The organism is Pseudomonas fluorescens (assembly GCF_002837185.1).
Classification (GTDB): Bacteria; Pseudomonadota; Gammaproteobacteria; order Pseudomonadales; family Pseudomonadaceae; genus Aquipseudomonas; species Aquipseudomonas fluorescens_AM.
In genome coordinates this window covers 1-12,755 of sequence record NZ_KZ478044.1, presented here as the reverse complement: position 1 = coordinate 12,755, position 12,755 = coordinate 1, and the positions used below count along the sequence as shown (strand labels likewise).

The 12,755-nt window shown below is 62.7% G+C and carries 12 protein-coding genes and 2 pseudogenes; 3 read left to right on the top strand and 11 right to left on the bottom strand.

The features are described from left to right. Together CIB54_RS26970 and CIB54_RS26965 are read left to right on the top strand one after the other, a co-directional pair. Nucleotides 1-102: pseudogene (locus tag CIB54_RS26970) on the top strand (carbon-nitrogen hydrolase family protein); the annotation flags it as partial. Nucleotides 103-238: 136 nt separating this feature from the next. Further along, nucleotides 239-383, top strand: a pseudogene (locus CIB54_RS26965) (carbon-nitrogen hydrolase family protein); the annotation flags it as partial. Nucleotides 384-493: 110 nt separating this feature from the next. Here CIB54_RS26965 and CIB54_RS26960 read toward each other — a convergent pair. The 3 genes from CIB54_RS26960 to CIB54_RS26950 are packed head-to-tail and all read right to left on the bottom strand — an operon-like array spanning nt 494 to nt 2,955. Beyond that, nucleotides 494-1,045 (bottom strand): GNAT family N-acetyltransferase, encoded by a 552-nt coding sequence (locus CIB54_RS26960; protein ID WP_101221469.1) that lies wholly within the window; start codon nt 1,043-1,045, stop codon nt 494-496. A 5-nt stretch (nt 1,046-1,050) separates the two neighbouring features. Continuing rightward, nucleotides 1,051-1,512: an LEA/WHy family protein gene (locus CIB54_RS26955; RefSeq protein ID WP_101221468.1), complete on the bottom strand. Its 462-nt coding sequence runs from the start codon at nt 1,510-1,512 to the stop codon at nt 1,051-1,053. Nucleotides 1,513-1,524: 12 nt separating this feature from the next. Then, nucleotides 1,525-2,955 carry a nucleobase:cation symporter-2 family protein gene (locus CIB54_RS26950; protein WP_065952530.1) on the bottom strand — a complete coding sequence of 477 codons (1,431 nt, stop codon included), beginning with the start codon at nt 2,953-2,955 and terminating at the stop codon, nt 1,525-1,527. 233 nt (nt 2,956-3,188) lie between these two features. Between CIB54_RS26950 and CIB54_RS26945 the strand changes: the two genes are divergently transcribed. After that, the gene (locus CIB54_RS26945) at nt 3,189-4,814 is read left to right on the top strand and encodes a methyl-accepting chemotaxis protein (protein ID WP_065952531.1); all 1,626 of its coding nucleotides are present in this window, start codon (nt 3,189-3,191) and stop codon (nt 4,812-4,814) included. Nucleotides 4,815-4,945: 131 nt separating this feature from the next. Here CIB54_RS26945 and CIB54_RS26940 read toward each other — a convergent pair whose 3' ends face one another. The 8 genes from CIB54_RS26940 to CIB54_RS26905 form a co-directional block, all read right to left on the bottom strand. Next, nucleotides 4,946-5,923 carry a 2-hydroxyacid dehydrogenase gene (locus tag CIB54_RS26940; protein WP_065952532.1) on the bottom strand — a complete coding sequence of 326 codons (978 nt, stop codon included), beginning with the start codon at nt 5,921-5,923 and terminating at the stop codon, nt 4,946-4,948. Further along, complete coding sequence (locus CIB54_RS26935; protein WP_101221467.1) at nt 5,923-7,218, bottom strand: MFS transporter; 1,296 nt, start codon at nt 7,216-7,218, stop codon at nt 5,923-5,925. Before CIB54_RS26935 ends, CIB54_RS26940 begins: the two co-directional genes overlap by 1 nt. Before the next feature lie 45 nt (nt 7,219-7,263). Beyond that, a complete protein-coding gene (locus tag CIB54_RS26930) occupies nt 7,264-8,205 on the bottom strand; it encodes a sugar kinase (RefSeq protein WP_101221466.1) in 942 nt (313 codons plus the stop codon). After that, nucleotides 8,198-8,980: a sugar phosphate isomerase/epimerase family protein gene (locus CIB54_RS26925; RefSeq protein WP_101221465.1), complete on the bottom strand. Its 783-nt coding sequence runs from the start codon at nt 8,978-8,980 to the stop codon at nt 8,198-8,200. The genes CIB54_RS26930 and CIB54_RS26925 overlap by 8 nt, the downstream gene beginning before the upstream one ends. Before the next feature lie 84 nt (nt 8,981-9,064). Then, nucleotides 9,065-10,126 carry a LacI family DNA-binding transcriptional regulator gene (locus CIB54_RS26920; protein ID WP_101221464.1) on the bottom strand — a complete coding sequence of 354 codons (1,062 nt, stop codon included), beginning with the start codon at nt 10,124-10,126 and terminating at the stop codon, nt 9,065-9,067. 108 nt (nt 10,127-10,234) lie between these two features. Beyond that, nucleotides 10,235-10,822 carry a LysE family translocator gene (locus CIB54_RS26915; protein ID WP_101221463.1) on the bottom strand — a complete coding sequence of 196 codons (588 nt, stop codon included), beginning with the start codon at nt 10,820-10,822 and terminating at the stop codon, nt 10,235-10,237. Between the two features lie 51 nt (nt 10,823-10,873). Next, nucleotides 10,874-11,713: an AraC family transcriptional regulator gene (locus tag CIB54_RS26910; RefSeq protein WP_065952537.1), complete on the bottom strand. Its 840-nt coding sequence runs from the start codon at nt 11,711-11,713 to the stop codon at nt 10,874-10,876. Between the two features lie 72 nt (nt 11,714-11,785). Next, nucleotides 11,786-12,427, bottom strand: coding sequence for a DUF1345 domain-containing protein (locus CIB54_RS26905; RefSeq protein WP_065952538.1), 642 nt, complete (start codon nt 12,425-12,427; stop codon nt 11,786-11,788). Nucleotides 12,428-12,755: the final 328 nt, after the last annotated feature.

Here is a 12,755-nt window from a genome sequence, read left to right as displayed (position 1 = left end):
CGCTATGACTATGACGTAGTGGGGCACTACGTCAGGCCCGATATTTTCGAGTTGACGGTGGATGAGCGCGCCAAGCCGGGCGTGCGCTCTATCACTGACTAAACGCGGTTAAAAATGTGGGAGGGGGCTTGCCCCCGATGGCAGTGTGTCAGCCAGTGTATTTCCAGCTGACCCACCGTAATCGGGGGCAAGCCCCCTCCCACATTTGATCTTCAGGGGTTGGGGGATTGGGATTTCAGCCATGCTCGTTGGGCCGATGGGCGACATTCTTGCCGGGCCGCCGCTATGACTATGACGTAGTGGGGCACTACGCCAGGCCGGATATTTTCGAGTTGACGGTGGATGAGCGCGCCAAGCCGGGCGTGCGCTCTATCACTGACTAAACGCGGATAAAAATGTGGGAGGGGGCTTGCCCCCGATGGCAGTGTGTCAGCCAGCCTATTTCCAGCTGACCCACCGTAATCGGGGGCAAGCCCCCTCCCACATTTGATCTTCAGGGTGTGGGGGATTGGGATTTCAGCCACTCTTCGCGGGTCATTTCCCAGATCTCTCGTGGGAGCGTGCCCGCGACAAATTCGCCCTCGTCCGTCCTGATCAAACGCATGCCCGTACGCTCGGAAATCCGCCGCGACCCCAGGTTTGGTGCCGCCTTGGGCGCGCGCAGCAGCGGGCGCTCAAGCACGCCGAACCAATAGTCGGTCACGGCGGCACTGGCTTCGGACATAAACCCTTGCCCCTGCCACTGCGGGCCCAGCCAGAAGCCGCGGTTGTCATCCTGCTCGTCCGTGAGGTTGATATTGCCGATCAACTGTTCAGGCGCACTTTTAAGACAAATCGACCAGTGCCACTCCTCGCCGCGGGCCATGGCGGGCAGGGCAAGTTCCTCAAGATAGCGGCGCGCGCCATCGGCCGGGTAGGGCCAGGGCACCATGGCATTGAGATAGCGCACCACTTCCCAATGGGCAAATTGTTGCTGGATCGCCTCGGCATCGCCCAGGACCAGCGGGCGCAGGATCAGGCGTTCGGTCAACAGCGTCGGTTGCATGAGGGTCACCAGGTGGCGGTGTTGGGCAAATCCAGTGTGCCGCGCTCGACAAAGCGCATCGTCCCGAACAACCCACCCGCCAGCTTGCCGCGCAGCACATACGGCAGGTTATTCAAGCTCTGGGTCTGACTCAGGCCCAGGGTCTGGCGCAACACGGAAAATGCCGAAACACTCACCGGCACCATCAGCACCGTCTCGGAGAAACGCGGGATGCTGCCCGCCTGGTCACTCACCCCGGACGCCAGCGGCCGGCCATTGACCTCCAGGTCGAGGGCCACGCCGTTGTAGTCGATCGCCGTTTCATTGGGGTTCTGCACCCGCAGCTTGACGGCGAAGCGCACTTCCAGGTCCTGGCTTTGCAGCGGTTCGATGCCGACCACGTTGATGTTGACCGGATCGCGATTGGGGAACAGCGCGCAGGCGCTCAACGTCAGCAACAACAGCGATACAACCATGAGCTTGCGCATCTGAACGTGCTCCTACTGTTTCGTAACGTCCGGGTCCTGCATGACCTTGAGGGTAGAGGACTCCGGATCGAATTCATCTTCTTCCAGCTCTATGAACTCTTCGGGCAGGAAAATGTTCAGCAGGATGGCACAGAACGCCCCCACGGTGATCGGCGACTCGAAGATGTTATGCAGCGCCTTGGGCAAGTCGCGCAGCACTTCGGGCACGGCAGCCACACCCAGGCCCATGCCCAGGGAAATCGCCACAATGAGTACGTTGCGCCGATGCAGCCCGGCTTCGGCGAGGATCTTGATGCCGGCCACGGCCACGGTGCCGAACATGATCAGGGTCGCGCCGCCCAGCACCGGCTTTGGCATCAGCTGCAGCACCGCGCCGATCATCGGGAACAGCCCCAGCAGCACCAGCAGGCCGGCGATGAAGTAGGCCACGTAGCGGCTGGCCACGCCGGTCAGTTGGATCACGCCGTTGTTCTGGGCGAACGTCACCATGGGCAGGCTGTTGAAGGTGGCCGCCATCGCCGAGTTGAGGCCGTCGGCGAGCAGGCCGGACTTGATGCGCTTGATGTATAACGGGCCCTTGACTGGCTGCTGGGAAATCATCGAGTTGGCGGTCAGGTCACCGGCGGCTTCCAGGGGCGAAATCAGGAAAATCACCGCCACCGGGATAAACGCCACCCAGTCGAACGAGAAGCCGTACTTGAACGGCACCGGCACGCTGATCAGCGGCACCTGGGGCAGGGCGGCCATGTCGACACGGCCCAGCCACCAGGCCACGACAAAACCCAGGGTCAGGCCGATCACGATCGAACCCAGGCGCAGGAACGGGTTGTCGAAGCGGTTGAGCACCACGATGGTCAGCAGCACCAGCGCCGCCAGGCCCATATTGCTCGCCGCGCCGAGATCGCTGGCGCCGAAACCGCCGGCCATGTCGGTCACCGCGACCTTGATCAACGACAACCCCATCAAGGTAATGATGGTGCCGGTGACCACCGGGGTAATCAGCTTGCGCAGCTTACCGATGAACTGGCTGAGCACCACTTCGATAAACGCTGCGAAAAAACAGATGCCGAAGATCGTCGAAAGAATCTCATCAGTGCCGCCGCCGCGAGCCTTGACCATGAACCCGGCGCTCAGGATCACGCTGATGAAGGAAAAGCTGGTTCCCTGCAGGCATAACAGGCCCGAGCCGATGGGGCCGAACGTGCGCGCCTGCACGAAGGTGCCGAGCCCCGAGACGAACAGCGCCATGCTCACCAGGTACGGCACTTCGCTTTCCAGGCCCAGCACGCCACCGACGATCAGGGTCGGGGTGATGATACCGACGAAGCTCGCCAGCACATGCTGCAAGGCGGCAAATATCGCCGCAGTGAAGTGCGGACGATCTTCCAGGCCGTAGATCAGATCGGATTTATAGCGTGGGCGGGGGGCTTGAGCGTCAGACAAAATGAGGGCTCGGGTCGGAAAAGGGAGGCGCAGGATGCCAGAAACGTCCAGTCGTCAGAAGTGTAATAAATTATTTATAGAGCGCCCTGCATAAAACTTACCTGTCAGCCGATACCCCGTATAGGCCCACCTATCCATTCCAAAAGGGGCGGCCAAGGTCTGGGCAGCGCGTTGGCGTTGACGGATCGATTCGCGCAGGACGCTGGTAAACATCACTTCTGAGAGCCCCCCTTATGTCCCTCCGCCATCTGAATATTGCCCCTCGTGCATTTCTCGGGTTTGCCTTCATCGCTGTCCTGGTGGTCATCCTGGGGGTGTTTGCAGTCAACCGCATGACCCTGATGCGCCAGGCTTCGTTAGATATGAGCACCAATCAGCTGCCCAGCGTGACCTACCTGGGGCATATGACGGAAAACGTGTTGCGCATGCGCATCCTGTCCTTTCGCGTGCTGGTCAACCGTGAGCCGGTTGCCCTGCAGGAAGCCGAAACCCGCATCGGTGTGCTGGTCGACAAGGTCAGGGTCGCGCAGACCCATTACGCCGCGTTGCCGGCTGGTGCCGAGGAGGCGGTGTTGTATAAGGCATTCGCCACGACCCTGGACAACTACATCAAGGCCCAGGCCGACATGATTGCCTTGTCCAAGCAAGGCAAGGTCGATGAAATGCGCGCCTTGATCAACAGCCGTATCAAGGACGGCACCGACCAGATGGGCGAGCAGTTGAACAAACTGATCGCCCTCAACGCCGCTGGCGCCAAGGCCGCCGATACCCAGGCCGAACACAGTTACGAAGCCGCCATTACCGGCGTCATCGTGGTGTCGGTCGCCGCTGCGCTGCTGACCGTGTTGCTGGCCTGGCTGCTGACCCGCAGCATCGTCACGCCGTTACGCAAGGCCGTGCAAGCGGCTGAAAGCATCGCCGCAGGCAACCTGACGACCCCTATCGAAGACGACGGCAAGGACGAACCGGCGCGCTTGCTCGGTGCCCTGGCGAGCATGCAAACCCACCTGCGCCAGACCATCCAGCACATAGCCGGGTCGGCCACGCAGCTTGCGTCGGCTGCCGAAGAACTGAGCGCGGTGACCGAGGAGGCTTCCCGTGGCCTGCAACAGCAAAACAATGAAATCGACCAGGCGGCCACGGCGGTCAATGAGATGACCGCAGCCGTGGAAGAGGTGGCGCGCAACGCGGTGTCCACCTCCGAAGCGTCCGGCCAGTCCAGCCAGGCGGCACGCGAAGGGCGCGACCGGGTCGTGGAGACGGTCGGGGCGATCCAGACCATGACCCAGGACGTGCAAAACACAGCGGCCATGATCGAGGGGCTGGCCGCGCAAGGGCGTGACATTGGCAAGGTCCTCGACGTGATCCGCGCGATTGCCGAGCAGACCAACCTGCTGGCGCTTAACGCGGCCATTGAAGCAGCACGCGCCGGTGAAGCCGGGCGTGGCTTTGCGGTGGTGGCCGACGAAGTGCGCGCACTGGCCCATCGTACGGCCCAGTCGACCCAGGAAATCGAAAAAATGGTCGCCGGTATCCAGAACGGCACCGGTGAAGCCGTGCAATCGATGCAGCAGAACAACCAGCGCACTCAAAGCACCCTGGAAATGGCCCGTGCCGCCGGGGTGGCGCTGGAGCAGATCACCCAGTCGATCAGCCTGATCAACGAGCGCAACCTGGTGATCGCCAGCGCGTCCGAAGAGCAGGCCCAGGTGTCGCGCGAGGTGGACCGCAACCTGGTGAATATCCGTGACCTGGCGACGCAATCGGCGGCGGGCGCCAACCAGACCAGCGCAGCCAGCCATGAGCTGTCGCGGCTGGCGGTGGATCTGAACGCGATGGTGGCGAAGTTCGTTATCTAGCAGCTGAAATACGGTCCAAATGTGGGAGGGGGCTTGCCCCCGATGGCGGTGGGTCAGCTAAGAATCAACTGGCTGACACACTGCCATCGGGGGCAAGCCCCCTCCCACATGTGATCCCTGTTGTCAGGGCGCTATTGCTTCCAGGCGGCTGCGTTCACCAGGTTCTGCGGCCGCTCGCCCGCCAACGCCTGCAACAGATTATCCACCGCACACCTGGCCATCGCTTCGCGCGTCTCATGGGTCGCCGAGCCGATGTGCGGCGTGGCTACCACGTTGTTCAAGCGCAGCAGCGGGGAGGCGTGATCAAGCGGTTCTTTCTCGAACACATCCAACCCGGCCGCGCGAATGGTGCGCTGTTGCAAGGCCTCGACCAGCGCCGCTTCGTCCACTACCTTGCCCCGTGAGATGTTGATGAAAATCGTCTCCGGGCCCATCAGGGCGAACTCTTCGGCGCCGATCAACTTCTCGGTCTGCGCCGTGAGCGGCAAGGTCAGGCAGACGAAATCGGCCTCTTTGAGCACCTCCTGCAGGCTGCGGTACTGCGCGCCAAAGCGTGCCTCTACCGCAGGCTTGGGCGAATGGCTGTGATAGATCACTGGCATGCCGAAGCCGAAGTGCCCGCGCTGGGCCAGCGCTTCGCCGATGCGTCCCATGCCGATGATGCCCAGGGTCTTGCCGTGCACGTCGCTGCCGAAGTGCGACGGGCCGATGCTCTTGTTCCATTGGCCGGCACGCACCAGGTCGGCCAGTTCCACCACGCGCCGGGCAGTCGCCAGGATCAGCGCAAAGCCGGTGTCGGCGGTGGTTTCGGTGAGCACGTCGGGCGTATTGCTGAGCAGGATGCCGCGTTCGGTGAGGTAGTCGATATCGTAGTTATCGACGCCCACCGAGACACTCGCCACCGCTTCCAGATGGGGCGCCAGGTCGAGCAGCCCGGCATCCAGGCGCAGGCTCGCGCCCAGCAGCCCGTGAGCGCTCGGCAGGGCATTGCGCAGTTGGGCCAGACCGGCCTCGTCCAGTGCGTCGATCAGCGTCACGTCGGCCTGCTCATGCAGGCGGGCCATCAGCGGCGCAGACAGTTTCTTGTATAAAACCACGGATTTTTTCATCAGGAATGGGCCTTCATTTCGAGGGTAGCCAAGGGCGCGCGTTCACGGTCACTGGCACCCGGCTTGAGGAAAATGGTCAGTACCACTGACAGCAGCAATGCACCGCTCATCAGCAGGTAGGAAGCACCGGGCGAACCGGTGCTGCTATTGAGGTAACCCACCAGGTAGGAGCCGCCGAACGAGCCCAGCGCGCCCATGCTGTTGATCAGCGCCATGGCGCCACCGGCGACGTTGGCCGGGAGGATTTCCGGGACGATGGCGAAGAACGGGCCATACGGCGCGTACATGCACGCCCCGGCAATCACCAGCAGGGTGTAGGACCACCAGAAATGTTCGGCGCCAAGGGCGTAAGAGGCATAAAAGGCAACGGAGGCAATCAACAGCGGCGGCCACACGAAGCGTTTACGCTTTTGCAGCTTGTCCGAGCCCCACGAGACCACCAGCATGCCGATCACGGCGGCGAGGTAGGGCAGCGCCGAGAGCCAGCCGGCCTCGACCATGTCCATTTTCAAGCCGGCCTTGAGGATCGATGGCAACCACAATACGAAGCCATACACGCCAATGCTCCAGCAGAAAAACTGCAGCGCGAGGATGATCACCTTCGGCGAGCGGAACGCTTCGGCATAGTTCTTCACCGCCTTGATGCCCACCTGTTCGGCGGCAAGGGCGCTTTCCAGGCTTTGCTTCTCGCTGTCGCTCAGCCACTTGGCATCCTTGGGGCGCTCATCGGCCAGCTTCCACCAGATAAACGCCCACAGCACCGCCGGCAAGCCCTCGATGATAAACATCCAGCGCCAGCTGAAATGCTGCACCAGGTAGCCCGAGACCACCGACATCCACAGCATGGTCACCGGGTTGCCGAGGATCAGAAAGGTGTTGGCCCGCGAGCGTTCGGCGCGGGTGAACCAGTGGCACAGGTACACCAGCATCGCCGGCATCACCGCCGCTTCGACCACCCCGAGCATGAAGCGAATCACGATCAGCATGTAGGCGTTGGACACGACGCCCGTCAGGGTGGCCAGGCCGCCCCACAGGATCAGGCTGACGAAAATCAGTTTCTTGACGCTGCGCTTCTGCGCGTAGATCGCTCCCGGCACCTGGAAGAAAAAGTAGCCAAGGAAAAACAGCGCGCCGAGCAGGGACGACATGCCCGGGGTGATCATCAGGTCTTCGGCCATCCCGGAGGCGGCGGCGAAGCCATAGTTGGCGCGGTCCAGGTAGGCCAGGCTGTAGGTGATAAACACGATGGGCATGATGTACCACCAACGGCGGGTGGCAAGTTTCACGGTTTCCATAAGGTTGCTCCTGAGCTTGTTGTAGTTGTGGCAACAGGTAGTGGGTTATGCAACGGATCGTTGGGGTAGTTCGGCGCGGGTGGGCAGCCCTTCCATGTCGCCACGGCTCTGTACGGCGCGGCTGCCGATCCAGTTGCCGCGTTGTACCGCCTCGGGAAAACTGGCGTTTTCCAGCAGGGCGCTGATCATGCCCACGGCAAAACCATCGCCGGCGCCCACGGTGTCGACCACCGTGTCCACGCGCACGGCGGCGACAAAGCCCTGGTCCATCTGCGTACGGTAATAGGCGCCATCGGGGCCGAGCTTGATCGCCACGGCTTCGGCGCCTTGGTCGAGGTAGAACGCGGCGATATCCGCCGGGTCATCGAAGCCGGTGAGCAGGCGGCCTTCGCCGAGGCCGGGCAATACCCAGTCCGCCAGGCCGGCGAGGGCATTGATTTCGCGGATCATCTGCGCCTCGCTGGCCCACAGGGAGGGGCGCAGGTTCGGGTCGAATGACACGCTGCGCCCGGCTTTGCGCATCTGTGTCATCAATTCCACCGACAACTCGCGGGTGGCCTCGGACAGTGCCGGCGGAATCCCGGTGGCATGCAGATGGCGCGCTTGCAGCAGTGCCGGGCTGATGTCCGCCATCGACAAATGGCTGGCCGCCGAGCCTTTGCGAAAATATTCCACCTGCGGATCGGCACCGGATTCTTCACGGGACTTGAGCTGAAAACCGGTGGGGCGCTGCGGGTCGACGGTCACATGGGCACAGTCCAGGCCTTCATTGGCGAGGGTGTCGACGACGAAGCGCCCCAGTGAGTCGTTACCCACCCGGCTCAACCACGCGACCTTGAAACCCAGGCGCGACAGGCCAATCGCGACATTACTGTCGGCTCCGGCAATGCGTTTGTGAAACTGGCCGACCTGGGCCAGATCGCCGGTCTGCTCGGCGACAAACATCGCCATGGTTTCGCCAAACGACAGGATATCGATCTCAGACATGGGCATTCTCCACACGGGGTTGGCCAAGGCGGGCCAGGGTGGCGACCTGTTGCGCGGTGATGTCGACCAGGTCATCGCCCTGCAACGGAAATTCCACCGCCCGGGTAATACCTTGAGTCATGTGCGTGAGCAGTTGTTCCCACAGATGCAAATCAGTGGCGCCGGGCGGCACGGCCACCAGCTTGCCGTCCTGGCGACGCGCGACGGCCTTGCAGTGCAGGTAGTCCACGTGCCGGCCCAGCAGGCGCGCGGCGGTGAGGGCGGACTGGTCCTGCCACTGCCAGTTGCCGATGTCGAAGGTCATCCTGACGGGCAGGCCCAGGCGTTCGACCTCGGTGAAAAACCGCTGCATCGGCTCGATCCGGCCGCCGTGCAGGGTCTGGTCGTTTTCCACCAGCAGCTTGACCGCGTGGCGATTGAGCAGAGCCTGCAGGCTCTGCAGGTCGTTGGTGTCGGTGAAGTAACCCAGGGAGACTTTCAGCCAGCGTGAGCCGAAGGCCTGGGCGCGGTCGAGGGTGGCGGCGAGGTCTGGATTGGGCTGGGCACGGCCGGCAACCCAGAGTTCCAGAGGCGAAGAAAACACCGAGTCCAGGCCGTGCTCGGCGGCGGCCTGGGCCAGCGTGCCAGGCTGTTCGGTGGTAAGCAGTTCTTCGCGCCATTCGATGCGCCGGGCACCGGCGGCACTCAACAGCGCGACAAAACTCAATTGGCCCTGCTGGCGCACGAGGTCGGCGCCGTAGCTGGAAAGACTGATGGAGACGGGATGTTCTTGCATTGTTATTTACCTCTGAAACCGGTTTCATTTTTATCCGCAGAGCAACATGTGGGAGGGGGCTTGCCCCCGATTGCGCTATGTCAGTCAGCTTATCTGTAGCTGACCCACCGCTATCGGGGGCAAGCCCCCTCCCACAGGGGATTGGGTGGAGCCGCGAATGATCAGTCGGGGCAGGAAATCGAGGGTGCGGGTGGGGGCAGTGTCGCCGCGCAAGCGCTTGAGCAGACAGTCGAAGGCACTGGCACCGATCGCCTCCGTCGGTTGGGCGAGGGCGGTGATGCCACTGCCCACCAGCGGATACCACTCCAGATCATCCAGGGCGATCAAGCCGACATCATCGAACAGGTTGCAGCCCAGGTTCTTCAGCGCACGCGTGCAGGCCAGCGCGGCGACACCGTTGGCGCAGAACAGCGCCTTCGGGCCGGGTTTTGCGAGAAAGCGCTGCAGGCGGTGTTCCTGCGTGCCATCGAGCTCGAGCACCGCACCGGTCAACGCCGGGCGCCTGGCTATTTCTGCGTTGAAACTGTGCAGGCGCTCCAGGCGCGAACTGGTGCCATCGGTGGCTTCGCTCACCAGCAGCAGGTCGCGGTAGCCCTGTTGCTCCAGGTGCTCCACCGCCATGCGCACCGCCGCCGGGTTGTCCAACCCCACCAGGTCGCTGTGCAGCGGCTCGACCTTGCGGTCCACCAGCACCAGGGGCATTTCCCGTTGCAGTTCCAGCAGTTGGTCGAGGTGATGACCGAGGGTGTTCACGATCAGCCCTTCGATGGTGTACGAGCGCAGTGCCGCCAGGTGCTGGCGCTCTTGCTCGTCATCACGGTCGGTATTGCACACCACCAGGCTGTAGCCGTGCTGGCGGCAGGCGGTTTCGACACCGTGCATCACGGCAATGGAATAGGGGTTGCGGATATCGGCCACCAGCATGCCGATCAGGCGCGTGCGTCCGCGTTTGAGGCCGCGGGCCATCTGGTTGGGACGGTAGCCGAGTTCAGCGATGGCCTGCTCGATACGCAGGGCGATGGCGTCGGAGAGCAGGGCGCGGTCGTCGCCGATAAAACGCGACACGCTGGCCTTGGACACCCCGGCGCGCTCGGCGACATCAAGCATGGTCACGCGGCTGCGCTGGGCGGCAGAAAAGTTGTTCACGGTGATCGACCTTCTATTTTTATTGGAATCACTGAAACCGGTTTCAGGAAACCATCAAATGAGGAAAGTCGTCAAGTTGTTGTAGGACAAAGCCGGATAGCCGGCATCTCAAACCACTACACTCAGCCAGGTCGCGACCAGCAGCAACAGGGCCATGCCCCGGTTGAAGCGTTGCATGGCCCTGGCTGAACGAAACACCCGTGACGATCCGATGCCCAGCAGCGCCCATAGGCCAAGGCAGGGCAGGGATATCAGGAAAAACACCAGGGACAGGGCGATTACCTGGCTCTGGCGCTCGTCACCGTTGCCGGCAAATACGCTCACGACTGCCAGGGCCATCATCCAGGTTTTGGGGTTGATCAATTGCAACGCGGCGGCGCCGATCAGGCCGAGGGGCTTTTCGACGCCATGCACCTCGATGGCTCGGGCAGGCGCGCTGAAGATTTGCCACGCCAGGCAGGTCAGCCAGGCGACGCCGATCCATTGCATGGCGGTCTGCACCCCGGGCGCTTGCACCAGCGACTGGCCGAACCCGGTCCCCACCAGCAACACCAGGCCGGCAGCCCCGGCGCACGCGCCGAAAATGATCGGCACAGCGGCTTTGAGGCCATAGCGTGCGCTGTTGCTCAGCACCAGGATATTGGTGGGGCCGGGCGTGATAGACGCCACAAAGGCGAACAAGATAAACCCCAACATGACTGGAACTCCAGGAACAATCGATGGCGTCCATCTTCACCAGCCGGCGCGTCAGCTGTCTGGAAGATTTGAGCAGCGCTTGCGGTACGCGGCGGGCGTGAGGCCGTAGGCGCGCACAAACCAGCGGCCCAGGTGGCTCTGGTCGGCAAAGCCCAGTGCAATCGCCACATCCGCCGGTTGCTCGCCCTTGGCCAGCAAATGCCGGGCGCGGGCCAGGCGCAGTTGCACCAGGTAGGCATGTGGCGGCAGGCCGAAGGCGCTCTTGAAGGCGCGACTGAGGCGGAAGCGGTCGACACCGCAGGCCAGGGCCAGCTCGTCCATGCCGACGTCGGCGTGCAGGTGGGCATGCAGGTAGTCCCGGGCCTTGTGCGCCACCTGCGGCAAGCGCGGGTCGTGGTGGTAGCGGGTGCGCCAGTAGAGTTGGCCGGTGAGGCGCTCCAGCAACTGGTCCATGGCGCGTTGCCGCACAATGCGCAGCTCGCCGCTGTGCAGGGTCTGGAAGGCCTGGCTGGTGGCCACGGCCAGGCGCGGATCGCTGGTCAAGGTGCTGGCGAAACTCAACTGGCTGTGCGGCGGCGCCTCTTCGAACACCGCGCTCACTTCGCGCGCCAACCAGTACGGGTCGAGGTAGAGCATGTGATAGGTGAAGCCGGCTGCGGTGGGGGCGTCGCCGTCGTGCAACTCGCCGGGTTCCACCAGGAACACTTGGCCGGGCACGCTGTTATGGCGCGTGCGGCGGCAGTTGAATTGCTGCACGCCTTGCTCGGTGACGCCGATCAGGTAGCTGTCGTGCCAGTGCGGATCGTAGGCGTGGCCCTCAAAATGCGCGCGCAGGGTCTCGATGCCGGTGTCGGCGTCCTGGGACAGGTCGATCCAATTGTGCGCGGCCATACAACACCGAGGATGAATAGGGACTGCCATTAGCGCCTGGGCGCGGCCTGACGTCTAGAAGGTTTGTGCAGCTCAGCCAAACAGGCCGGCGGCGATATTGATCGAGAAGCCCAGGATCGCGGTATTGAACACAAAGCCGATCAACGATTGCCCCAGCACGACCTTGCGCAGGCCACGGGTGGCGACGCCCACATCGGAGGTCTGCACCGCCACGCCGATGGTGAAGGAGAAATACAGAAAATCCCAATAGTTGGGCGTGAGCAAGCCTTCGGCAAAGCGCAGGGCCGGTTCCTTGCCGCTCCAGGTGTAATAGAGCCTGGCGTAGTGCACGCTGAAGATCACCCCGATCAGCAGCCACGAACCGATCACCGTCACTCCGGTGAAAGCGTAATGCAACAGCCGCTCGGTGGTTGCCAGTTCTTTGCTGCCCACCAGTTCGAAGGTGATGGTTGCCAGGCTGGCGATGGCGGCGATGCACACCATGAACAGCACCAGCCCGGCGTTTTCGTCTTCGATTTCGGCGATGCGCTTGACGTCCTCGGCCTTGGCGCGAATGGTCAGCCACAACATCAGTACCAGATAGGTCCAGACGCCGGCGTTCCAGCCGATGAGGATTTTGCTGGCCAACGTCTCGGTCGGCACCAGGATGCCCACGGCAAGGCCCAGCACGGCGGCGGATGAAAGGCGAGGGTGGGTGCGGGCGAGGAAGGGCATGGTTGCTCATACTGGGTAGTTTTGAGCACCATAGCTTATTCGGTTGTACTTGATCATGAACATGGTCGATAAACCTGTGGGAGGGGGCTTGCCCCCGATGGCGGCCTCTCAGCCGACAGCTACCCAACTGACACGCCTCGGCCCAATGTGGGAGGGGGCTTGCCCCCGATGGCGGCTTCCGGGCCGACCAGGATGCTGGATCAGATTGAGTACATATCCGTTTCTGCGGTAACGGCTGCTATGGGTTCCGCTTTTACAGCGGGTCACTTTTGGAAAAGAGCCCCAAAAGTAACCAAAAAGGCTCTTGCCCCACCACTCGGCACCTCGC

What these genes read in the sequence shown, in the direction of transcription:
- CIB54_RS26960 (WP_101221469.1), bottom strand. Translation starts at nt 1,045, where the DNA reads ATGCAACCGACGCTGTTGACCGAACGCCTGATCCTGCGCCCGCTGGTC.
- CIB54_RS26955 (WP_101221468.1), bottom strand. Translation starts at nt 1,512, where the DNA reads ATGCGCAAGCTCATGGTTGTATCGCTGTTGTTGCTGACGTTGAGCGCC.
- CIB54_RS26945 (WP_065952531.1), top strand. Translation starts at nt 3,189, where the DNA reads ATGTCCCTCCGCCATCTGAATATTGCCCCTCGTGCATTTCTCGGGTTT.
- CIB54_RS26940 (WP_065952532.1), bottom strand. Translation starts at nt 5,923, where the DNA reads ATGAAAAAATCCGTGGTTTTATACAAGAAACTGTCTGCGCCGCTGATG.
- CIB54_RS26935 (WP_101221467.1), bottom strand. Translation starts at nt 7,218, where the DNA reads ATGGAAACCGTGAAACTTGCCACCCGCCGTTGGTGGTACATCATGCCC.
- CIB54_RS26930 (WP_101221466.1), bottom strand. Translation starts at nt 8,205, where the DNA reads ATGTCTGAGATCGATATCCTGTCGTTTGGCGAAACCATGGCGATGTTT.
- CIB54_RS26925 (WP_101221465.1), bottom strand. Translation starts at nt 8,980, where the DNA reads ATGCAAGAACATCCCGTCTCCATCAGTCTTTCCAGCTACGGCGCCGAC.
- CIB54_RS26915 (WP_101221463.1), bottom strand. Translation starts at nt 10,822, where the DNA reads ATGTTGGGGTTTATCTTGTTCGCCTTTGTGGCGTCTATCACGCCCGGC.
- CIB54_RS26910 (WP_065952537.1), bottom strand. Translation starts at nt 11,713, where the DNA reads ATGGCCGCGCACAATTGGATCGACCTGTCCCAGGACGCCGACACCGGC.
- CIB54_RS26905 (WP_065952538.1), bottom strand. Translation starts at nt 12,427, where the DNA reads ATGCCCTTCCTCGCCCGCACCCACCCTCGCCTTTCATCCGCCGCCGTG.